This window comes from Flavitalea antarctica, assembly GCF_054461535.1.
This window is the reverse complement of the sequence record NZ_JBTLQG010000002.1, coordinates 362,505-384,665: the sequence shown is the minus strand read 5'-3', so window position 1 is coordinate 384,665 and position 22,161 is coordinate 362,505. Positions and strand designations below refer to the sequence as shown.

19 protein-coding genes are annotated in these 22,161 nt (G+C 44.9%); 1 reads left to right on the top strand and 18 read right to left on the bottom strand.

All coding sequences use genetic code 11. The features are described from left to right. Positions 1–12 precede the first annotated feature (12 nt). From ACX0G7_RS04030 to ACX0G7_RS03950, 17 genes are all read right to left on the bottom strand, one after another. Complete coding sequence (locus tag ACX0G7_RS04030; protein WP_458922140.1) at positions 13–453, bottom strand: hypothetical protein; 441 nt, start codon at positions 451–453, stop codon at positions 13–15. Between the two features lie 106 nt (positions 454–559). Next, positions 560–1,531 (bottom strand): helix-turn-helix transcriptional regulator, encoded by a 972-nt coding sequence (locus tag ACX0G7_RS04025; protein WP_458922139.1) that lies wholly within the window; start codon positions 1,529–1,531, stop codon positions 560–562. A gap of 40 nt (positions 1,532–1,571) precedes the next feature. Continuing rightward, on the bottom strand, positions 1,572–3,575 hold the full coding sequence (gene ispG, locus ACX0G7_RS04020; RefSeq protein WP_458922138.1) for a (E)-4-hydroxy-3-methylbut-2-enyl-diphosphate synthase: 2,004 nt from the start codon (positions 3,573–3,575) through the stop codon (positions 1,572–1,574). Between the two features lie 103 nt (positions 3,576–3,678). Further along, on the bottom strand, positions 3,679–4,320 hold the full coding sequence (locus ACX0G7_RS04015; RefSeq protein ID WP_458922137.1) for a tetratricopeptide repeat protein: 642 nt from the start codon (positions 4,318–4,320) through the stop codon (positions 3,679–3,681). Continuing rightward, entirely contained in the window at positions 4,317–5,315 is a 999-nt protein-coding gene (locus tag ACX0G7_RS04010; RefSeq protein ID WP_458922136.1) for a VWA domain-containing protein, read from the bottom strand. Before ACX0G7_RS04010 ends, ACX0G7_RS04015 begins: the two co-directional genes overlap by 4 nt. Before the next feature lie 146 nt (positions 5,316–5,461). Continuing rightward, positions 5,462–6,286 carry a penicillin-binding transpeptidase domain-containing protein gene (locus ACX0G7_RS04005; protein ID WP_458922135.1) on the bottom strand — a complete coding sequence of 275 codons (825 nt, stop codon included), beginning with the start codon at positions 6,284–6,286 and terminating at the stop codon, positions 5,462–5,464. A 76-nt stretch (positions 6,287–6,362) separates the two neighbouring features. Continuing rightward, a complete protein-coding gene (gene treA / locus ACX0G7_RS04000; RefSeq protein ID WP_458922134.1) occupies positions 6,363–7,922 on the bottom strand; it encodes an alpha,alpha-trehalase TreA in 1,560 nt (519 codons plus the stop codon). A 135-nt stretch (positions 7,923–8,057) separates the two neighbouring features. After that, positions 8,058–9,611 carry a phosphatase PAP2 family protein gene (locus ACX0G7_RS03995; protein ID WP_458922133.1) on the bottom strand — a complete coding sequence of 518 codons (1,554 nt, stop codon included), beginning with the start codon at positions 9,609–9,611 and terminating at the stop codon, positions 8,058–8,060. A 17-nt stretch (positions 9,612–9,628) separates the two neighbouring features. After that, complete coding sequence (locus tag ACX0G7_RS03990; RefSeq protein ID WP_458922132.1) at positions 9,629–10,573, bottom strand: hypothetical protein; 945 nt, start codon at positions 10,571–10,573, stop codon at positions 9,629–9,631. An 82-nt stretch (positions 10,574–10,655) separates the two neighbouring features. Next, the gene (locus ACX0G7_RS03985; RefSeq protein WP_458922131.1) at positions 10,656–12,032 is read right to left on the bottom strand and encodes a vanadium-dependent haloperoxidase; all 1,377 of its coding nucleotides are present in this window, start codon (positions 12,030–12,032) and stop codon (positions 10,656–10,658) included. A 59-nt stretch (positions 12,033–12,091) separates the two neighbouring features. Further along, complete coding sequence (locus tag ACX0G7_RS03980) at positions 12,092–12,625, bottom strand: hypothetical protein (protein WP_458922130.1); 534 nt, start codon at positions 12,623–12,625, stop codon at positions 12,092–12,094. Positions 12,626–12,726: 101 nt separating this feature from the next. Further along, a complete protein-coding gene (locus ACX0G7_RS03975; RefSeq protein WP_458922129.1) occupies positions 12,727–13,500 on the bottom strand; it encodes an SDR family NAD(P)-dependent oxidoreductase in 774 nt (257 codons plus the stop codon). A gap of 1 nt (position 13,501) precedes the next feature. After that, the gene (gene fucP / locus ACX0G7_RS03970; RefSeq protein WP_458922128.1) at positions 13,502–14,785 is read right to left on the bottom strand and encodes an L-fucose:H+ symporter permease; all 1,284 of its coding nucleotides are present in this window, start codon (positions 14,783–14,785) and stop codon (positions 13,502–13,504) included. A 31-nt stretch (positions 14,786–14,816) separates the two neighbouring features. Then, the gene (locus ACX0G7_RS03965; RefSeq protein WP_458922127.1) at positions 14,817–15,599 is read right to left on the bottom strand and encodes an L-fucose dehydrogenase; all 783 of its coding nucleotides are present in this window, start codon (positions 15,597–15,599) and stop codon (positions 14,817–14,819) included. Between the two features lie 2 nt (positions 15,600–15,601). After that, a complete protein-coding gene (locus ACX0G7_RS03960) occupies positions 15,602–16,426 on the bottom strand; it encodes an amidohydrolase family protein (protein WP_458922126.1) in 825 nt (274 codons plus the stop codon). A gap of 10 nt (positions 16,427–16,436) precedes the next feature. Continuing rightward, positions 16,437–16,781, bottom strand: coding sequence for an L-rhamnose mutarotase (locus ACX0G7_RS03955; RefSeq protein ID WP_458922125.1), 345 nt, complete (start codon positions 16,779–16,781; stop codon positions 16,437–16,439). Between the two features lie 73 nt (positions 16,782–16,854). Beyond that, complete coding sequence (locus ACX0G7_RS03950; RefSeq protein WP_458922124.1) at positions 16,855–17,724, bottom strand: fumarylacetoacetate hydrolase family protein; 870 nt, start codon at positions 17,722–17,724, stop codon at positions 16,855–16,857. A 117-nt stretch (positions 17,725–17,841) separates the two neighbouring features. Here ACX0G7_RS03950 and ACX0G7_RS03945 point away from each other — a divergent pair, with 117 nt between their 5' ends. Continuing rightward, positions 17,842–21,255, top strand: a complete 3,414-nt coding sequence (locus tag ACX0G7_RS03945; protein ID WP_458922123.1) for a methylmalonyl-CoA mutase family protein — start codon at positions 17,842–17,844, stop codon at positions 21,253–21,255. An 18-nt stretch (positions 21,256–21,273) separates the two neighbouring features. Here ACX0G7_RS03945 and ACX0G7_RS03940 read toward each other — a convergent pair whose 3' ends face one another. After that, the gene (locus tag ACX0G7_RS03940; RefSeq protein ID WP_458922122.1) at positions 21,274–22,068 is read right to left on the bottom strand and encodes a DNA-formamidopyrimidine glycosylase family protein; all 795 of its coding nucleotides are present in this window, start codon (positions 22,066–22,068) and stop codon (positions 21,274–21,276) included. Positions 22,069–22,161 lie beyond the last annotated feature (93 nt).

The following is a 22,161-nucleotide window of genomic DNA, read 5'->3' as shown; positions in this document are numbered from 1 at the left end:
CACTATTATGTATTATGGCAAAGGACTGGAGTCTCCAAAAGGCGGACAACGTTGACTGTCTTCCAGTATTACCCCTTCCTCTTCGCCACTCCTGGTAGTCAATGCTGCCTGAACAGCCTGTGTTACCGCAGATCTGCTCCACATGTTACTGCCATCGCTGGCCACGCCCACCAGAACTGCGACGATAAGGGGAACCGTCCCACTGCTTGTTTCCTGGTATTTCAGGCCATAATGAATCCTTATCCCGACGCAACCGTCCTGGGCAAGAACAGCAAGAATACTTTTTTCATTGAAAGCTTCGGAAGTTGGTAAAACACCATACTCTTTTTGCAAACTTTCAAACCTGGGATTCAGCAATTCATATTGCATCTCGCGGTAAGCGTTGATTAATTTCCTGGCTTCGTCGCGATCGATAAAATGATTAATGCTTTCGAGTCTAGGATTTGTGTCCATTAAGATAATTTTAAAGGTTTAAAATGAAACGACATTAAAATTATGGGATGGACCCATCTAAATCATGAGTAGAAATACTGAATTATTTCCATACGAACGGCCACGCCTAGCCCAGCAGTAAAGCTTCTTCACTATAATGGCTTCTCAGTTCATCGGCGTATCTGACCATTTTCTCATGTAATGAATCAGGCGATACAATGGATACTCCATTTGTATAAGAGATCAGCCAGCGTCCAAAACTTTCAAGGCAGGATGTAAGAAATCTCATCTTTATTCCTTCATCAGTTTCCTCTTCTGACACAAACCCAAAATAGTATTTATAGCTCTTGATATGTTTCGCCACATCTTTATCAAAGATCACGACGGCCTCATGCAGCTGAGCCCGGCTCTGTATCTCGTCGATATACTGTTTGAGTGAGGGATGCAGACTTCCATCAAAATCTTCCCCGGTAATGGTGAGCGAGCTGATCTTGTCAACCCTGAAATCACGATAGTCATTACGCAATGCGCACCAGGCTATGAGATGCCAGGTGTTACCATAATAATACAATCCGATCGGCTGAATTATTCTTGTGGTAAGCTCCTCCTTATACGTTGAGAGATATGAAATTTTCAGGCATCTTTTGTTGACAATCGCGTGCTGAATATCTGAAAGATGTTGTTGTCCGAATTCATCGCCCAGAGCAAACTTACGCTCATTGATATGTATATGAGAGGTCAACTGATCTACGAAATCTTTGTCTGACCCACGTAACACAGCTTTGATCTTAAACAGCGCACCTTCAAAATGTTTCCGGATAGAAAGATCTGTAAACTGCTCTGCGAGCTTTGCTCCCATGATCAGTGCGCTTGCTTCTTCCCGGGTAAACATTACCGGTGGCAGCCGATAACCCTCCATCACTGAATAACCAATTCCTGCTTCACCTATAACGGGAACACCGGATTCTTCAAGTGCTTTTACATCTCGATAAACGGTTCGGAGACTAATATTGAACCGATCCGCAATATCCTGTGCAGTTACCTTCTTTTTTGATTGAAGGTGTGTAAGAATAGCATGTAGACGGTCTATACGATTCATGTTTGTACGAGTATTAATCGGGTCAACCAGTAAATAAAGATCAGTTAGTTCCGGGTTCTATCCAGGCCCCATGTTCCTTCAGGAGATTCACCAGCTCCTCAACTGCAATGTCGCTGTTAACCGACCGCTTCACTACTTCTTTGCCTTTATATAAGGTGATCTTTCCAGGTCCGCTGCCAACGTAGCCGAAGTCTGCATCAGCCATTTCACCGGGTCCATTAACAATACATCCCATTACCGCTATCTTCAGACCTTTCAGATGGTTGGTAACGGACCTGATTTTTGCAGTCGTTTCCTGGAGGTCGAACAATGTCCGGCCGCAGGAAGGGCAACTGATATATTCGGTTCTTGATATCCTCGTTCTCGTAGCCTGCAAAATCGAAAATGCAGTGTTGTTCAGAAATTGCTCTATTGTCTGGTTGCTACGGTAAATGCGGCCCTCATCCTGGAACAATGTCTTTTTCAGGTTATCATCGGTATAACTTTCGTTTGTCATGCCAAGACAAATGCCGTCACCGAATCCATCAAGAAACAAGGCCCCGGCTTCGGTTGAATAGTGTACGAGGTGTTCTCCTATGGTCTTGCGGAAACTGTCCACTATAATGATTACAGGGTTCGTGATCTTCCTGCTTAGCAGTTCAACAAACATACGCCGCACTGCGGGCATGGCCTCGGGATGTTTACTGCTGAGGCAAATAGCCACAGTCGGATCATTAGCGATGTGATCGAGCCACTCCAGTTCTTCCGCATAATTACTGTCGCTGAAACAATCGATCATCACAAAATTCAGCGTTTCACTTTTTACTGAAGCAGAAACAAACCCACTGCCGGCATAGATGGGAAAATATTTCGTTTTGTCTGATGCAGTTTGCCAGTGATTTGGCCAGGTTATTACTTTCAGGGTACCCGGTAATGCAAAATCAAGTTCGGGCTGACCCGTAAAAATGTAATCGGCGGCGGCATCAGAGATATGCCACTTGTCCGTAGGCTCGTCATAACGGTAACCGATACTCACCAGATCTCCGGGGGTAATATGTTGAAGTTTACTCAGATCGGCTATCACAACCGGCACATGGCCGGCACCTATATTCCCGATCTCAAAGGTTTTGCGACGGATATAATTGAACCGGTCGTATACAAGTTCGCCGGCGGGGGGTATAGGGATGATTTCATTGCCGGGACCCGTGTCATGAACCGGTTCATATCTCCTGACAATATTTTTACATACCGGTATTTCAAGCTCGGGGTCCTCTGTGAGAGAAACCCTGATCGTATCACCAATACCCTCTTCCAGCAAGGTTCCTATGCCAACCGCTGATTTGATACGGCCATCCTCCCCGTCACCAGCTTCCGTTACCCCAAGATGCAGGGGATAACATTGATTAAATTCAAGGTCCATCTGTTTGACCAGCAACCTGTAAGCCTGGACCATGACCTGCGGATTGCTGCTTTTCATGCTGAGCACTATATTATGATAACTCTCGTCACGGGCAATCCTGAGAAACTCCATGGCACTTTCTACCATACCCATGGGCGTATCTCCGTAACGGCTCATAATTCTGTCACTAAGGGAACCATGATTTGTTCCTATGCGCATTGCAGTGCCATATTGCTTGCAGATTTTTACCAGGGGGGTAAACCTTTCGCGTATGCGTTCTATTTCCTCCCGGTATTCCTGGTCGGTATAATCTATAAACTCGAACTTCTTTTTATCAACGTAGTTGCCGGGGTTCACCCTGACCTTCTCAACGATCCTGGCCGCGATTTCTGCCGCATTCGGGGTAAAATGAATATCAGCGATCAACGGGGTATGATAGCCGCGGCGTCTTAATTCGTTTTTGATATTAAGAAGGTTTTCTGCTTCATTTTTGCTTGGAGCAGTAATCCTGATAAGCTCGGCGCCCGCTTCGATACACCTGATGCTTTGCTCAACCGTCGCAATGGTGTCCATGGTATCGGTGGTGGTCATCGTTTGCACCCTGATGGGATGTCCGTTTCCCAGCAACAAATCTCCAATCTTAACTTCAAGTGTTTTGAGGCGCATATGTGTGTATTCCGGGACAAAATCGGCGATTTATCCCGTATTGATTCCTGTTTTTGAGGAACGGCAAAGGTACTAAAGATTGGGGGAAAAGCAGGTCGGAGCTCTACCAGTCTTTGTCTGGCTGAGCGGTCGCACGGTTGCGGTTTTGTTGCATTTTCTGCTGGATGTCCTGTTCTTTTTGCCTCAACGCCTTCATAAGTTGTTCAACCTGTTTACGGTTAAATTTACTCTGATCTTTAGGCTGTTGCTTTTTCTGTTGTTGTTGCTGCTGCTTCTGCGGGTCGGGCTTGTTATCCTTTGACTGGTTCTGCTGCCGCTGTTCGTGCAGTGCTTTTTGCAGGTTATGTCTTGCGTCAGCGTCGTTCGGATCGATTTTCAGAGCAGTTTTGTATTCAGCAATGCTCTCCGGCAATTTTTTTTGCCGCGTATAGGCAACACCCTTGTTGTATATGTTTTTTTCGCGGAAACTACTGTCCTTACTGAGCTCTATAGATTTATCATAGGCAGCGAGCGCTTCATCGAAGCTCTCTTTTTTGAAGATCGCATTTCCAAGGTTATATTGAACTACTCCGTTTTCGGGATTGGTCGCGGCCGCCTTACGATATTCCGCAATTGCCTCTTCAAATTTTCTTTCCTTGTAAAGTTTGTTCGCCCTGATTATAGCTTTGTTATCTGCCTGCGCCTGCAGAAGGGAAGGCAAAGACATAACAATCAACAGGATAAAATATAACTTGAAATGCGTCATACTGTCTTCAATTTACGTTCAGGTAAAAAGAACTCGAGGGTCAGCAAGAAAAAAGCAGCAGCCAGGAACCATTGAAAGTAATGACGGTAGTCCTTGAATGCACTGTCTTCAAGGGTTGTCTGCTCAATTGAACGAAGCTGCTTCATGAGCGCGTCAACAGCCGGGCCAGTATCGGTGAGCCTGACATAAACGCCTGAAGTTGACTGCGCCAGCTGTTGCAGTTCAGCCTCATTTAGTTTCGAAATGATGGTCTGTCCTGTTTCATCCTTTTTATATTCATTACTCATGGGGTCCAGGATCGGCGCGCCTTCGGGCGATCCAATGCCAACCGTGTTTATCATTACCCCGTTATTTGCCATATCAAGCGCAAGTTTCAAGGCCTCGGGGTCATGATCTTCACCATCAGTGATCAGGACTATCGATTTATATTTACGTTCCTTACTATTGAAGGCGGTATTACTGATCCTTAGTGCCTCCGCGATCACCGTCCCCTGGGTAGGCACCACCTCCGGACCGGCATTCTGTACATACATCCTGGCCGCAGCATGATCTGAAGTAAGGGGCATTTGCATATATGCCCTTCCGGCAAATAAAACCAGGCCAATCCTGTCATTTTTCAACTGATCGATAAGACGGTAAATTAATTGCCTGGATACTTCCAGGCGGTTGGGTTTGCTATCCTGTGCGAGCATACTTTTACTCACATCAAGGGCGATCACCACGTCTACACCTTTGCGTTGAACCGGGTCCATGGCGCCTGGCTTTTGAAGGTTGGCGACGCCGAGTATGGCCGCGGCAAGCGCAAAAAGTGCGAGGAGGAACTTTGCAAGGAACAATCCCGGGGAATACCCGCTGATGAGTTCCGCAACAAGTTTCTCATCGCCAATCTTCTTCACTGTTTTTTTCTTCCACCTGAGCACGATAATGAAAAGTATCACTGCCAGTGGGATGGCAGCCAGGAAAAATAAGTATTCGATGTGCTGAAACCTAAACATCTACGCCGGTTAATACATTTTGGTGCTGAAAATCATTCAAATATAGCAAATCAGGTGCCTGTTCCTATATTGCCTTCGGGCCATGGGCTCCATTTTGTGAAATGGTTCACAGCGCAGCTGCCCAATACTGGACATTGCCGGCTAAATCAACGTTTCCCCTCGAAAAAATTGTATTGTTTTAAGATGTCTTTCAGAATTTTTAACCTCACGGTTGCCATATCAAAATTTTTAGAAGGGTGTTCCACCTGCAGAACGAAGAAATACGGATGCTGATTTTCTTCGATCCACCCAACTATCCACCCAAGGGAATGACCTTTTTCTGTGAATCCCCACCCGGTTTTATAACTAAGGGAATAATTAGCATTTTTCTCCTGTAACATCATGCCCCTGACGAGTCTCTGAGTTCTTTTTTGAAAGGGTAACTGATCGAAATACAATTGCTTAACGATTCCGAGTTGTTCGTCTGCTGTAACCTTTACGGTGTTATCAAGCCAGAATGTATCAGTGTTTGCCGCGATCCTGAAGGGTTTATAGCGGCGACCGTAGCCAAGTGTATCGATCCAGTGTTGCATCGTATCCTTACCGATCCGCCTTGCAAGTTCCTGGTACCACGGCGGGCACGAAACCCGGAAAGCATCATGCATGGCCATATCCTTATCACATTCGGGACGGCCACTACTAAGTCCGTTCCAGCTGAAAACAACGTTAGTGTCAATCACTCTTCCGGTTTCGATTCCGATAAGAGAGTTTATTATTTTGAAAGTTGAGGCAGGTAAATAAGCGCTGTCCCTGAATCGGACAACATTGTACAGGTTGAAATTTCCTTTGCCATTGTCGAACATCCCGAAGGTTCCCTCAACATTGTTGTCCTTAAAATATTTTTCAAGACTGTTGTCGTTGTTGACATTGTTGGGAGAACAAGCCACCAACATAAAAGATATCATCAGTAAAAAAAACGATAATTGCTTCACACCAAAAATTTGCACGAAGTTAAGCCAGGGATGTGCTGATTTACTTTAGTGTAGGAAAAAAGGTGGAGGGGGACAATTACTTCGCACCAGGAAGACCGTATAAACTGATCATTTTAAGCAAAACACCATTGGTCCACCCAAATCCATCCTGTGTCGGATACTCGCCGCCACCTGCGGTTTTGCTGAGATCAGTAACATCATATTTTTCCATCAGCTTGCCGGTTTCAGCAAAAACTTTCAAGTTAAGTGCTATCCAGCTTTTTGATATCGCTTCCGCAAGTTCTTTTTCGTCATAATTCAAAAGTCCTTTCACGGCAATCCACTGAAGTGGAGCCCAGCCATTGGGTGCATCCCATTGTTGCCCCGTGTTTTTGAGCGTTGTAACAAGTCCGCCCTGGCGAAGGAATTTGCGCCGGAGTATGTAAACAATATTTTTCACACGGTTGACGGGAGAAACGTTGCAAAACAGTGGTGCCATTCCTGCGAGCGTAAGCGTGGTGCTTAACCTTTTTGCTACAAAATCATAATCGACATACCAGCCATTTACCGTGGACCAACAGTATTTATTGATAGCCGTTTTTCGGCGTTGGGCAATCTGGGTGAAATATCTTTCCTTCAACAGATCACCACGGAGTTTGTAGGCCTTTGCAAGAACAGTTTCCAGGTTATATAAAAAACTATTGAGATCAACGGGAATGATATCGGTCGTTTTTATTGTATTGAGATTTTTTCCATCGCCAAGCCACCTGCTGCTGAAGTCCCAACCGCTTTCAGCGGCGGATCGCAGGTCCCGGTTCATTTTAAGCCTCTTAGGTTCCGGAAGATTTTTTGAAAGAGAATCATCCTCAGACCAGGATTCCTGCCTTGGAATATCAAGCTGATCATAATAACGGTTCAACGTGCTTCCATCCGGCATCTTGACGACATGTTTTGTAGGCGCTGACTTATCCATCCAGTAATCATACTCCTTTTCGAGTGCACCAAGATATATGGCATAAGATGCATTGCCGGTTGCTTCTGCAAGCAATTCCACCATCATAGAAAAAAACGGAGGTTGCGAACGACTGAGATAATAGCTTCGGTTACCATTAGGAATTAATCCGTACTGATTGATCAGGTAAGTGAAATTATTGATCATGTTTTCCATCAACCCAATTTCACCACTTTCCTTTAAGCCGAGCATGGTAAAATAAGAATCCCAGTAATACACTTCCCTGAATCTTCCACCGGGCACTACAAAGGGATAAGGCAGTGGCAATAAGGAATTACCTTCTGTTATATTCCGCTCGGGTTTGCGTGTTAAAACCGGCCACAGCTTTTTAATATGCGCGCGCACATCATTTTCGGGTGATACCTGCACAGTGCTGACTGTATCAGGTATGATAAAGTTAGCTTCAACAAATTTCTTCAGATTGAAAGCGGAATCTTTTTGATTCAGATAATCACTCAGAATAAGTTCGGGCTTTCTTCTCGGAATGGCGTCAACAAAAATTTTACCGTCTTTAAAAATACGTTTTTGTTGTACCTGGCGGAAAAGATCGCCGTATAGCTGGTCGGGTGTTTGTATTGTTTGCGCCTGTATTAACACTGTTGAAGAAAATAACAACGTTATTAAGAAAGTTGATGCTTTACTCATGCCCGCCGATTAGCTACTAAATTAAGCTAAAAAAAAACATCCCGTAGAAACGAGATGTTTACCATAATTAATATAACCAAACAAGATTATGATCATTTGTTCATTGAAAATGACAAATGATTTTTGTATAATATTTTATTGACCGGCACCATCTGTTTTGGCGCGGTTTATCGCATAATTACCAATATTGTTACCGACCTGCAATCCGACTTCGCAATCACTGCGGAAGTGGATTCCCGATATCATTCTTGACATAGAAGCTTCCTGTGCCATCGATTTATACAATGATGCTTTCTCAGGAATAAGATGAGAAAGAACGGTTGAAGCAGCACCGCTGAAAGTGGAATGTCCGGAAATGTATGCGGGAAAGTTTGGAACCCCGGTAAGGGTTTTTATGTTGTTATCCATCTGTGACGGACGTGGGTTAAAATAAAAATTCTTGGTATCCCAACATACAACACTTGCATCCATCAAAGCCATGTTCAGCAAAGCCATATTTCTTGCCCAACGTACCTCACTGAAGTTTTTTGTGATGAAGTCTTCCGCAGCTATAAGATTCCAATGGCCGGGAGGAGTTGAAGTGCCGACACCATCAGCCCAAAAATGCACGATACGATAGTTTTCCCTGGTAGCGTTTTTTGTAAACGCAAGGATCTCCGCGGTCTCTTTTTTCATCTGCTCGGAGTGAACACTTGGAGGAGGTCCGGGTCTTAAAGAAATAGCGGTAATTGAGTCGAACAGGAATGTTTTTGTTTTGCCAAACAGTGGCAGCATCGGCGGGCGCTTTGGTGTTTCGAGGCTATACCAGGGCGTTTCACCGCGATCCAGGCAATCTGTCTCCAGCTTTTTCCATGCAGCCGCGTTTCCAACCGCTGCCCCGGCCCTGTCACCCCTTGCGCGGGCTACAAATTTCTGTGCTACCAATCTGCCAAGTGCTTCCCCTGCGTCCATGTCGCTTCTCACATTTGCGCCTGCAATAATTCTTGCTTTTTTGTGTTCTTCGGCTTTTTGAGCAACAAAGTCAAGGTCACCGGGAAATAGCAGCTTCATCATTTCCAGGGCAACGCCCGCAATTACGGCATCCTCTGACGGGTAAGAAGGAAGATCGGTTTGTGTGACCAATGACTTGACAGTGGCGTCAACCTTATAAGGGGCCGATCTGTTGTACAATTTCTTGTAGTGCCAGGCCGCAACAAGTGCATCATATTGTGCGGCACTGAAATAAGCATAGGCACGTGCAGCATACGGAGGATTAGCGAAAGGAAAAAGAGGGTAAGCAAGCGGGTTGTTAGCATTTGGAATAGGATAAGTCTGATCCTCGTTCTGATATGGAGGAAGATTATGTTTTGCTACCAGTTCGCGCATAATTTCATTCCATCGCAGAACACCGCCGGCTGACCAGTATTTTACAAGATCTTTTTCCTCACTGCTCAGATCATTTTGAAATGATTTGATTTCGCTAAGCTGGGCGATATAGTCGGGAGTTGTTGTAGCTATTGGAGCAGGTACGGTGAACTCAGTAGCAGAAGTCAAAAGGATTGGCTTCCAGGTACCGGCGTCAAGATCAGTTTTTGCAGGTGCCAGAGGGGGTAAATCGTCAGTGCGTCCCGATATATCTTTTGAACAGGAAAATGGTAAGCATATCGCACCGGCGAGGAGCACAGGCAATATTGCATATATCTTTTTCATAAAAATTCTTTAACGGTTTAATTAGTTGTTTTGGGTTTTTTGTTGAAATCGAACACATAGAAAAGCCCGCCATTTGCGCTAAGAGACTGCCCGACATTTCTGCCCGCAACAGTATAACCTCCTCCCGCCATCAGGCTCATCCCGGGAAATGCCCTGGGGTTGCATTTGAAATTAACTCCAACCACAGTTGAATTCATCCGGTTACTCGGGAAAGGCATGTTATTTTTTGTGATGTCGAATCCACCAAGAGTTGTCCAGTTATTGACAATCGCCTCGGCCCCGATCAAACTACCGCGGTAGCCTAACCGAAGTTGAAACGTGGCCGCATCAGGCATTTCAACTTCATTGGTATAATGCATTTCATCAGTGTAGTAATGATCACGATCGATTGTAATATTGCTTCTTTGTACATACGCCGCTGTGCCGGTTACAAAAAATTTGTTCATTTCATAATCACCGGTTACACGAAGGGTGAAGTTGTTGCTGCCAAGACCAATTGAAAGTGGCTGATAATCGGGCACGTAATTACTTACCGGGAATGAGTAACCGCCGAGTGCAAACAGGGTGAACTTGCCTTTTCCCATTTTTCTTTCAAGCAACTTGTATTTTACAGAAAGGCTCAGATCCTGCATCCCTTCCATACCCTGCATGGTTCCTGCAGAAGCTTTGGTCCAGACATAAGGTACGCTGAATAACACGTTCAGTTTATTGCTGATCCCATAGTTACCCATCCATCCTACCATCTGTGTGGAAACCGTGCCAAGGTTGAGGGCGGTTCTTTTTAATTTTCCTTCCCAGTAATGATCCCAGCTACTGTAACTGTATTGAAAACCTGTACAGAAATTATTCTTGTTCATCATGATACCATCAACATCCGTTTGAGCCTGGACGCTGCCTGATATCAATAAGGCGGTGAAGCCAAGAACCCTGGTCCATTTTATATTTTTAAGATAGTGTCTCATTGCAGTTGTTTAGAATTGATGTTTAGGTTAAATCGTTTGGGCGTTCCCCCATCGGGTTTGCCATATGATCGGCGGCAGCAATCTAATTACGGCCGGCCACCAGGCTGTCGGTCGCGCGAACCGATGCAAGAGATTGGCCTTTTCGCATGTTAAGTTTTGAAAACAGGTAATTGGCAATGCTGGTGCCCTGCCGGATACCTTCATCGATTGCCGGACGGAAATGGATTCCACCATAGAGCCGGCTTAACGAAGCTTCGGTCGCTGCTTCCTGAGTGGATTTAAAAGTCCTGTCGGGCCAGCCCCAGGCGCGCTCTGTTGAGTCGGTAAATGCCTGGTTATCGCCATAGATCTTTGTGAGAATGGTCGAAGCAGCACTGGAGATCACTGAATGTCCGCTGGTATATTCCGGAAACGGCGGTGTTTGTAATCTCGGTTTCCAGTTATTATCGATATAGAGATTGATATAAGTCTCCGGCCTTATAAGGCTATAGTGATATTTAGCGTCCCAGCAGGCAATAAATCCATCCATCACTCCAAAAGCAACACAGGTATAAGTATACACAGTAGTTGCGAAATCGGCTTTATTGTTTTTGCAGACTATTCCGGTGATTCCCATCCAGTGTCCCCCGGGAGTCATGGCTTTTGTGGCATACATAACATGGCCGACTATATTCATCTTAAATCCATTGCAATCCCAGAAATCAGCCATAGCAACATGTTCGGGCTGGGCACGGTTTCCTATTTCGTACACCTCGTAAGCCATCTTATAAAATTCACTGTTTTTATCCTTACTGAATTTATAAGGTGCTTTGGGACGGAACATATTAGTGGAGTCCATCACTATGCTACGGATGGTCATCCATTTAGGCTCAACTGCCGGAAAATATGCCGGCGGGGTAGGAACCCATTTACCCTCATCATTATTATTTACAGTGTATTTAGGGGCGGACCTTGTCTCAGCATATTGATCCTTTTTGCTCCATTCCAGCACCGATTTAGCCACAGATACTCCATAGTCAATAGAGTTTTGATAAACATCGTCAGGCATGCCGTGATCTTTTGCCAGCATGTTGAGGGTATCAAGTATCGCATCTGTTTTATCTTTTGAAAAGGTCAGCGTACGACCTACTTCCATAAATGCCGTTAATGCCGCAAAATGTTTATCGATCTTTTTAGCCGGATCCGGTGCCGGAGATTTTGCATATCCGGGCAACTGTCCCTTCAGCGAAACGAAGCCGGGATCGTTGTTAGCGATTACTTCATAAGCCGCGAGATGCGAATACGCATATATCCGACTAGCCACCGGTGGATTAAAGATGTCGTAAGTAATTACTTCAGTAAGGTCAGACACGGTCTTACTGTACAGAGCCGGGTTTTTCATCACCGCTTCATAATCTTTTTTAGTATTACACGCGTTGAGTAACACAAGGATCAGCGATCCCACAAGTATTCTATACATAACAATAAGTGAGTAAACAAAAATCCCGGGGAGCCCAGGTCGTCAATAGTGTGAAGTGATCAGCAGAACTCCGGAGGTTGCCCCGGTATAAGATAAAATAAAGAGGGCATCAGCCTGCTGGCTGTGTTCCCTTGTTTTTCAGCTGACTGAACCGGGGATTGAAGTGCCCAGTTATTTGTTTCAGCATTGTATTCACCGAAAAGGGCCTTGGATGCAGTTGAAGAGGATTTATCTGCTTTCTTTGTGTCTCCTTTTTGTTCAAGGTCATTGATCAGTTTGAAATAGTCATCTCTTGAATTCTCAATCCGGGTTTTACCCTGGTTAGGAATACACATCAGTACCAGCTGGCCGTTTTCAATCCGGCGTTTTACATAATTATAATGTTGACCATCAATCTCTATTTCGCCACTAACCCGCTCAAAGTCAGCCTGGTCATTCTGGTAAGGGAGATTAAGAGAAACGCGCATTTCGATCAGCTCGGATTCGTTGTAATCATTGAGATCCAGCTTTGCTTCAAGGCGTTGGTTAGCGCTGAATTCCAGGTATTGGGTGAACAACCGGTAGCCTATCCAGTTGAATAGAAGCAGGCTCAAAAGCAGTATGGAAGCAATTTTTTTCAGGCAGTTATCTTGTTATAACATCCACAAATTAATAAAATTCGTGAAGTATTTGCAAAAATTTTAAAAAATCAGTCTCAGGTGTTAAGCCGGATAAATCCGCCGTCAATCGGGTAATCGCACCCTGTGACGAACGAAGCTTCGTCGGAGCAGAGATAAAGCGCCAGGTTAGCGATCTCGGCGGGTTCTGCCATCCGACCTATAGGTTGGGTTTTCGAAAGCTTTTCAAACATCTCTTTTTCCTGACCGGGATAGTTTTTCGCAATAAATCCGTCCACAAAGGGGGTATGAACCCGTCCGGGTGAAATGCTGTTACACCTGATCCCTTCTTTAATATAGTCTTTTGCAACGGACAAAGTCATGCCGATGACCGCCCCCTTGGACATAGAATATGCAAAACGGTCAGGTATTCCCACGGTAGAGGCAACGGAAGCCATGTTTACAATTACGCCCCCGGTTTTTTTCATAACCGGCACTACTTCGTAGAGGCAGTTATAAACTCCTTTTACATTCACCTCGGTGATGCGGTTGAAGTCTTCCTCACTTGTTTTTTCGAGATTGCCCACATGGGCTATGCCGGCATTATTGACCAGGATGTGAATGGCACCCGCATCTCTTTCGATGCTGTGTACTACATTTTTAACTTCTGCCTGTACCGAAACATTGCACTTTTTGAAAACTCCGATACCACCCGAGGATATGATTTCCTGCACAACTGCTTTACTTCCCCCTTCATTCATGTCAATAATGTACACGTCAGCACCGCGGCGTGAAAACAACAGGGCGATCGCTTTCCCGATTCCGCTTCCACCACCCGTAATCACTGCTGTTTTATTATCAAGTCGAAACATATCAAAGTTTATTTGTGAGAACCGGTTTAGCGACCCGGTGTCCTTTTAATGCAAAATACAAAACAACCACGAGGCAGAGCAAAGGAACTATATAAGCTATCTGAATGCTGCCGGTCTGATCACTGATGTATCCCATGATGAGCGGAAAAAAAGCACCTCCCACGATGGCCATCACAATAAAAGAGGAAGCTATTTTCGATTCTTCCCCAAGATCTTTTATCCCAAGTGCGAAAATGGTCGGGAACATAATTGAATAGAAAAATGGAATTGCCAGCACTGTATACACGGCCACTTTCCCTGAAAGCGTGATTCCTGCAATCAACAACACCATGCATATGACTGAATAGATGGCAAGCAGCTTTGCCGGCTTGATAAACCTCATGAAATAGGTGCCTGCAAAACGTCCCGCCATAAATCCTACCATGGCTACTGACCCCCATAAAATGGCAGCCTGCTTCTCCGGGATGTCTGCGACATATTTTGAGAACCGGACGATAAAACTTCCAATCCCCGCCTGGACACCCATATAAAAAAACTGCGCGATCACTGCCCATTTAACATGGCTATGCCGGAAAACGTTAATGGAAAAAGATTTCCCCTCTTCAGATTCTTCTTCCCTGATCTCCGGCAGCTTTATAATAAAAAACAAAATGGTGACTACTAATACTATTGCCGCAATAACGATATAGGGTAGTTTTACTGCGCCTGCTTCCTGGTCAAGATATGCATTGAGTGCTGCCGGGTTCATTCCCTGTAACTGTTCAGGAGTATGTTCAATTCCTGAAAGGATAAACATCCCGCCGATAATCGGCGCAACAACCGCACCGACACCATTAAATGATTGTGCAAAATTCAGCCGCTGTTCAGATGTTTCCTTTGGGCCGAGTTTAGTGATGTACGGGTTAGCCACGGTTTCAAGGAAGGTTGCACCGCTGGCTATAATAAACAGCGCAACAAGAAAAAATTCATAACTCCTGGTCGTGGCTGCAGGTACAAACAAAATGGTTCCAAGTCCATACAAAATCAACCCTACGAGGATCCCTTTTTTATAGCCGTATTTGTGCATAAACCAGCCCGCTGGTATGGCGACAAGAAAGTATCCGATGTAAACCGCGAAGTCAATAAAAGATGATTGTGTATCCGATAACTGACAGGCTTTTTTCAGATGAGGGATAAGTACCGGGTTGATATTATGCAGGAACGCCCATAAAAAAAACAAACTTGTGATCAGGATAAAGGGCAGCAGGTATCTGTTGGCAGTTGAGTTTGGCGATAATGAAGACATGCAATCGTATTTAGTAATAAAAGGTTTTCAATCAGGTGAGTGAACGGTCAAGATGAGTATAACCTCCGTCAACAAAAATCAACTGGCCGGTGGTATGGGCGGATCTTTTACTTAATAAGAAAACAGACATATCCGCAATTTCTTCCGATGTTGTGAACCGCTGTTCAAGGGGTATTTTTGCAACGATCTGCGCGAGTTTTTCCTTTGGATCCGGCAAAGAGTTGATCCAGTTTTCATACAGTGGCGTCCACACTTCAGCAGGCAGGACCGTATTCACCCTGATAGAATAAGGCAAAAACTCAACTGCCCATTCCCGGGTTAACGCATTAATGGCGCCCTTGGAAGCAGCATATCCCGATGTGTTACCCTGGCCGGTGGTAGCAACCTTAGACCCTATATTGACAATACTGCCCTTTGTTTTCTTAAGGTGAGGCAGCGCATAATGCACCAGGTTATAGTAATGCGTGAGGTTTTTTATAATGGATTGCATAAACTTTTCCGGTGAGCCTTTTTCTACGCCGACACTATCATTTACGCCGGCATTATTTACAAGGCCATCAAGCTGACCATAGTTCTTAATGGCAAAGTCTATCACTGCCTCGCAGGCCGCAACCTCACTGAGTTCAGCCTTTATAGAAGAGGCTTTGCCGTTTGCCTGTAAAATTTCGTCAACCGTTTTTTGATTGTCTTTTTCGTCCCGGCCGGCAATTACAACAATGCCCCCTTCGGCAGCAATGCTCTTACTGATTGCTGCCCCGATTCCCTTTGCTCCTCCTGTAACGATAAATACCTTGTTCGCTAAATAAAGATCCATAATTATAGATTGTAAAATTGTATAGCATTCAGTCCAAAAACTTTTTCTTTATCATCATCGGTGAACGATTCCATATATTTTTCGATGAGACTTTTCCATTGCACATAGATGCCGGATAACAGCATAACTGGCCAGTCACTTCCAAACATCAGGCGGTCGATCCCAAACGATTCAAACACAACATCGAGATAAGGATAAAATTCGCCGGGGCTCCAGTTTTTCCAATTGGCTTCTGTAAAAAGACCTGATAATTTACAATAGACATTGGGAAACTGTGCCATCTCAGTAATTTCTTTTTTCCACGTATCGATATTTTTTTCCCGGATAGCTGGTTTGGCACAGTGATCAACTACAAATTTTTGAAATGGAAAGGCGCCTGCAAAATCAATCGCTTCACGAAGCTGGTGGTGGTAAATGAGTATGTCATATGTACAGTCGTATGGCGCGAGTGCTTCAACGCCGCGTCGAAACGAAGGATCAGAAAGGAAGCCTGCCGGTTCACCCTGAACAACATGGCGCCATCCTTTAATAACCGGGTATTGTGAAAAGTAGTCTAACCTGGCTTCAACATTGGCTGCGCGCAGATCGATCCACCCCACTACGCCTTTGATGAACGGATAGGTTTTTGCAAGCTCCACAAAAAACTGTGTCTCAAGTTCTGACTGATCCGCCTGCACAGCAACACATCCTTCGATGCCGTTTCTTTTCAATGTTGTTTCAAGTGTCGGTGGCAAATAATCCTGCTTCAGGATCTTCATATCATTTGTGATCCAGGTATCTCTCTTCTTATCATATTTCCAGAAATGCACATGAGAATCGATAGTCATGTTATGGCAATTAAGTTGTCAATGCAAAAATTTTATCCATCAATATCCATTTTTCACCAGGAGCTGCCCAATCCAGTGGCTGTTGAAATTTCCACATCAGTGTTTCCCAGTCCTGCACCCTTGGATTTGAAGCATCGGCCCTGGACTTTTCGTCAAACGAAAACCCAGGCTCCACTTCCATGATCATGAACAGACGGTTCCCGGTCCGATAAATTTCCATGTCAATGATACCGGATGCCTTAATACTTTCCACAATCTCGGGCCACACCTCGCGATGATAGTCTTCATACTCCCTGATAAGAGCCGGATCATTTTTCAAATCCAGTGCAAGGCAATACCTGTTGATATGAGGCATAAACAACGATTATATTTTTGTTTCGTCAGGTGGCGAGGCAAATTTTTAAGTGACTGTAAGGTTATCTCAAATCTCAGGGCTCAACCGGTTTGTAAGCAACCGCTCTTTGCCGGGATGTTCCAAGCCCGTCAATACCCAGTTCAACCACATCACCTTCTTTCAGATAAATAGGCTCTGGTTTCTGGCCAAGTCCCACTCCTGCGGGTGTTCCGGTACTGATAATATCTCCGGGCAGCAGGGTCATAAACTGGCTGAGATAATGTACCAGGAAAGGGACCTTATATACAAGGTTTGCCGTGTTCCCATCCTGCATCATTTTGCCATTCACGCTTAACCATAACCGAAGATTGTCCGGATTCGAAATCTCGTCGGGAGTGACCAGGTAAGGACCGAGTGGTGCAAAGGTGTCACAACTTTTGCCCTTCACCCACTGACCACCTCTTTCCAGTTGAAACTCCCTTTCACTATAATCGTTATGAAGCACATAACCGGCTATATAAGACGCCGCGTCCTTCTCTTCAACATAAGATGCCTTCTTTCCTATAACTACGGCCAGCTCCACTTCCCAATCAGTCTTTTTGCTGTTTTTCGGGATGATCAGGTCGTCATTGGGGCCCACAATAGCTGAAGTGGATTTAAAGAAAACAACAGGTTCAGACGGTAGCGTCATGTTGCTTTCTTTGGCATGATCTGAATAGTTGAGACCTATACATATTAATTTGGAAGGTTTAAATACCGGTGATGCAAAACGCTCGCCCTCGCCGATTTTTTTACATTTTTCGGGATGGCTCCTGGTCCACGAATCAAGCATATGAAGCCTGTCGCCGGCAAAAAAATCTTCATCGTAATCCTCTCCGAACGCACTCACATCGCAGTGTTCGCCTTTAGCGTTGACAAGACCGGGTTTTTCGTCTCCCGGTTCACCGTACCTGAATAATTTCATAGATTTTATTTTTGAAAGTTTAAACTTAAGTATTTTATTTCAATTACTTAGGTACACATCTCCCCCAAAAAACTAACACTCATTAGTTTTTTAGTTTACTTTTGTCAATCCACTATAATGAGTCTTGATATGGATTATCATCCCAGGTTTAAGGTAAGAATTGTAACGGCCGCTTCTTTGTTTGATGGACATGATGCGGCAATTAACATCATGCGTCGGATCATGCAATCGATGGGCGCCGAGATAATTCATCTCGGCCATAACCGTTCTGTTGCTGAGATCGTTGAATGTGCCATTGAAGAGGATGTGCAGGGCATCGCGATAACAAGTTACCAGGGTGGGCACCTTGAGTTCTTTAAATACATGAAGGACCTGTTGGATCAGAATGGCTGCGGGCACATCAAGATTTTCGGAGGTGGCGGCGGCACTATTCTTCCGCAGGAAATTGCTGATCTTCATCATTATGGTATTACCAGGATTTTTTCACCCGACGATGGCAGGAGGATGGGTCTTGAGGGAATGATAGAGTCGGTTATACGTGCCTGTGATTTTCATCTCAATGGAAAAGTGATTGCACCCCGCCCGGGTCCGGGTAAGATCGATGTAAAAGCGTTGAGTCGCCGGATAACAAACGCGGAAAATGGGGTGGAGTCACCGGCATTCGATAATGCGTCTGAAAAAGATCGGCGTACCAAAACAACGCCATCTGAAGTTTTGATACCCGTTTTGGGGATCACCGGAACCGGGGGAGCCGGTAAATCTTCTGTCACCGACGAGATTGTAAGACGATTTCTGCATTATAATCAGCAAAAGACGATCGCTGTTGTCTCGGTTGATCCTTCTAAGAAAAAAACTGGCGGCGCATTACTTGGTGACAGGATAAGGATGAATGCCATCTCGGGCCCGCGATCATATATGCGTAGCCTGGCCACCCGTCAAAGCGACCATGCACTGAGTAAATATGTTGGTGAAGCTATCGATGCCTGCAAGTCCGCGGGATTTGATTTTGTAATTCTTGAAAGCGCGGGTGTCGGACAGAGCGACACCTCCATACTGGACTACTGCAACCTGAGTTTGTATGTGATGACCCCGGAATATGGAGCGGCTTCACAGCTGGAAAAAATAAACATGCTTGATTATGCAGACCTGATAGCGATAAACAAATTCGATAAGGCAGGATCACTTGACGCATTACACGATGTAAAAAAACAATACATCAGGAATCATAAACTCTGGACAGCAAAAGATGAAGACATACCGGTAGTTGGCACCATAGCTTCACAATTTAATGATACGGGTATCAACCTCCTCTATAACCGGCTCACAAAAGTGATCGAAGCAAAAACAAATGTGAGGTTCAATGATGGTGGCGATGCAGTGATCAGGTCTGCCCAGCCAAGGCCCTTAATTATTCCTTCATCAAGAGTCCGGTATCTGTCTGAAATATCAGAACACAACCGCCTATACACGAAATGGATAAAGGAGCAGTCAGAATTAGCGAGTAAGCTTTACCGCTTGAACGGCACTCTTGAAATACTGGACGAGAACCGGTCGCCTGATGATGAAACAACCGGTGCGGCAACAACTATCCGGCAGATGATCGGGGACTATGAAAAACAAATCAGTGCAGAAAACCGAGCAATGATCAGCGAGTGGCCTGCAGTGCGGAAAATGTATCAATCAGATTATTTTGAATACCAGGTAAGAGACCAGGTGATAAGGCAACCGCTTGCCACTGAAAGCTTGTCCGGCACCCGGATTTCAAAAGTCGTTTTACCATCTTACCAGGACTGGGGTGATATATTAAAGTGGCAGCTGCAGGAAAATCTACCGGGAAAGTTTCCTTACACCGCAGGTGTATTCGAACTCAAAAGAACTGAGGAAGATCCTACGCGGATGTTCGCCGGCGAAGGTGGTCCGGAAAGAACAAATAAAAGATTTCATTACGTATCCCTCGGCCAACCCGCTATCCGGTTAAGTACAGCTTTCGACAGTGTTACCTTGTATGGCGAAGATCCTGACCCCCGCCCGGATATTTTTGGTAAGATTGGTAACAGCGGTGTTAGTGTGGCTACAGTAGATGATGCGAAAAAACTTTATAGTGGTTTTGATCTGTCTGATCCCAAAACTTCTGTGAGCATGACCATCAACGGACCGGCGCCGGTTCTGTTGGCATTCTATCTCAATGCGGCCATTGATCAGCAGTGTGAATTGTGGCTGAATAAAAACCGTGACTGGCAGGAAACGGCACAGATTGTATCGCGCAAGTTCAACCACTTGCCAAAGCCGGTTTATTACAACCCTGCATTTCCCGAACGTTTGCCCGAAGGCAATAATGGTCTCGGATTGAAGCTGCTGGGGTTAAGTGGTGACGAAGTAATACCAAAAGACATTTATGAACAGATAAAAGCAAGCACACTTGCCTCTGTGCGTGGTACTGTGCAGGCCGATATACTCAAAGAGGATCAGGCGCAGAACACCTGCATATTCAGTACTGAATTTGCATTGAAACTGATGGGTGATGTGCAGGAATATTTCATCACAAACCGGATCAGAAATTTCTACAGTGTTTCTATCAGTGGTTACCATATTGCAGAAGCAGGTGCCAACCCTGTGACGCAGCTGGCTTTTACACTTGCCAATGGTTTTACTTATGTAGAATATTACCTTAGCCGTGGGATGCAGATCGATGAATTCGCGCCAAATCTATCCTTCTTTTTTAGTAACGGAATGGATGCAGAGTATAGTGTGATAGGACGCGTTGCGCGGAGGATATGGGCTAAAGCGATACGGTTCCGGTATAACGGTAATGAACGTTCGCAGAAATTAAAATATCATATACAGACCAGCGGTCGCAGTTTGCATGCACAGGAGATTGACTTTAATGACATCCGTACAACGCTGCAGGCCTTGTATGCGATCTATGATAATTGTAACTCACTTCATACAAATGCTTATGATGAAGCCATCACCACTCCCACTGAAGAAAGCGTAAGGAGAGCAATGGCAATTCAGCTGATCATAAACCGCGAGCTCGGTTCCGCGAAAACTGAAAACTTTATACAGGGTAGTTTTGCGATAGAAGAACTTACTGACCTTGTTGAAGAAGCCGTGCTGATGGAATTTGACCGCATTACGGATCGTGGCGGGGTACTTGGGGCAATGGAACGCATGTACCAACGCAACAAAATCCAGGAAGAAAGTCTGCAATACGAAACATTGAAACATACAGGCGAACTTCCAATTGTGGGTGTAAACACATTCCTGAATAAAAAGGGCTCGCCGACAGTTTTGCCCGGCGAAGTTATCCGTAGTACAACTGAAGAAAAAGAACAACAGATCCAAAATCTGCGGGATTTCAAGAAGAGAAACGAAACAACATCAGCAACCATGCTCTCGAGGCTTAAGACGGTGGCACTGGCCAATGAAAATATCTTCAATGAGCTGATGGAAACTGTGAAACATTGTTCTCTGGGTGAAATCACGCATGCACTTTATGAGGTTGGCGGACAGTACCGCCGGAGTATGTAGAATTTCCAAAGGGACCGGCTAACGGCTCCGGGTAGCCTTAGTTGCCTTAACTTTTTTTGGCGTCACGTGCGGAGGATCTGTGATATATTTCACCTGGTCATGTTCGCAATAATAATTGCGTCTTTTTGTTTTGCCTCCATCTTTAACGGTAACCTCTCCGCCACAAACGGCGCAGTACTCCTGCTTGTAAACTTTGCAATGTTTAAGCAGGGTTCCTGCTTTCTTCCATTTTAAAAAGTCAAATGAATACCGGTGAACCTCTTTGGTGAGAAAATCGATTTTTGCTTTGGGAACATCTGCTATAGTGTTTTCAGGGTGAAGCTTTGCACTATACATCACTTCATTTTTTATGATGTTGCCAACGCCTGAAAAAATATGCTGATCCATCAGGACATCGCAGACAAAGGATTTTGGTTTCGCGAGCACTTTATCTCGTGCCCTGGCAGCACTCCATGTCTTGCTCATGATGTCTGCCGACCAGTCGTAATAACTGTCAAGGTCCTCTTCGATCAGCACAATCTGTGAAACATAAAAATTAAGTTCTCCGTCCTTAAAAATCAATGAGAGCTTTGGGTTGGCTTTAGCGCGTTCGTTGATCTTATATGAGCCAAATAACATGAAGTGAATCCTGATGGCAAGCTTTTTACCCAGTACAATGATCAGGTGCTTGCCCCAGGTTTTTACATCCTTAACAGTTTTACCCTTCACGATTTTTTTATCCAGCTTCCCATAACCCTGTACATCGAGAATTTTTTTTCCTTTAAACTGTTCGAGCGCATCCCTGGCGATAACGATTGAAGGGCCTTCTGGCATGATAAGACTTTGTTTATTTTTTACAAAATGCAGGCCATTCTGTTTTAGTTGGTGCACAGAGCGATTTCAACCATAAGCTTCATATCTGGCTGG

Coding starts and splice junctions, on each gene's coding strand:
- ACX0G7_RS03955 (WP_458922125.1), bottom strand. CDS start 16,781: ATGCCTCATATCAACAGGTATTGCCTTGCACTGGATTTGAAAAATGAT.
- ACX0G7_RS03960 (WP_458922126.1), bottom strand. CDS start 16,426: ATGACTATCGATTCTCATGTGCATTTCTGGAAATATGATAAGAAGAGA.
- ispG (WP_458922138.1), bottom strand. CDS start 3,575: ATGCGCCTCAAAACACTTGAAGTTAAGATTGGAGATTTGTTGCTGGGA.
- ACX0G7_RS03985 (WP_458922131.1), bottom strand. CDS start 12,032: ATGTATAGAATACTTGTGGGATCGCTGATCCTTGTGTTACTCAACGCG.
- ACX0G7_RS03990 (WP_458922132.1), bottom strand. CDS start 10,573: ATGAGACACTATCTTAAAAATATAAAATGGACCAGGGTTCTTGGCTTC.
- treA (WP_458922134.1), bottom strand. CDS start 7,922: ATGAGTAAAGCATCAACTTTCTTAATAACGTTGTTATTTTCTTCAACA.
- ACX0G7_RS04025 (WP_458922139.1), bottom strand. CDS start 1,531: ATGAATCGTATAGACCGTCTACATGCTATTCTTACACACCTTCAATCA.
- ACX0G7_RS03965 (WP_458922127.1), bottom strand. CDS start 15,599: ATGGATCTTTATTTAGCGAACAAGGTATTTATCGTTACAGGAGGAGCA.
- ACX0G7_RS04015 (WP_458922137.1), bottom strand. CDS start 4,320: ATGACGCATTTCAAGTTATATTTTATCCTGTTGATTGTTATGTCTTTG.
- fucP (WP_458922128.1), bottom strand. CDS start 14,785: ATGTCTTCATTATCGCCAAACTCAACTGCCAACAGATACCTGCTGCCC.
- ACX0G7_RS03995 (WP_458922133.1), bottom strand. CDS start 9,611: ATGAAAAAGATATATGCAATATTGCCTGTGCTCCTCGCCGGTGCGATA.
- ACX0G7_RS04030 (WP_458922140.1), bottom strand. CDS start 453: ATGGACACAAATCCTAGACTCGAAAGCATTAATCATTTTATCGATCGC.
- ACX0G7_RS03975 (WP_458922129.1), bottom strand. CDS start 13,500: ATGTTTCGACTTGATAATAAAACAGCAGTGATTACGGGTGGTGGAAGC.
- ACX0G7_RS03945 (WP_458922123.1), top strand. CDS start 17,842: ATGAGTCTTGATATGGATTATCATCCCAGGTTTAAGGTAAGAATTGTA.
- ACX0G7_RS03940 (WP_458922122.1), bottom strand. CDS start 22,068: ATGCCAGAAGGCCCTTCAATCGTTATCGCCAGGGATGCGCTCGAACAG.
- ACX0G7_RS03950 (WP_458922124.1), bottom strand. CDS start 17,724: ATGAAATTATTCAGGTACGGTGAACCGGGAGACGAAAAACCCGGTCTT.
- ACX0G7_RS04010 (WP_458922136.1), bottom strand. CDS start 5,315: ATGTTTAGGTTTCAGCACATCGAATACTTATTTTTCCTGGCTGCCATC.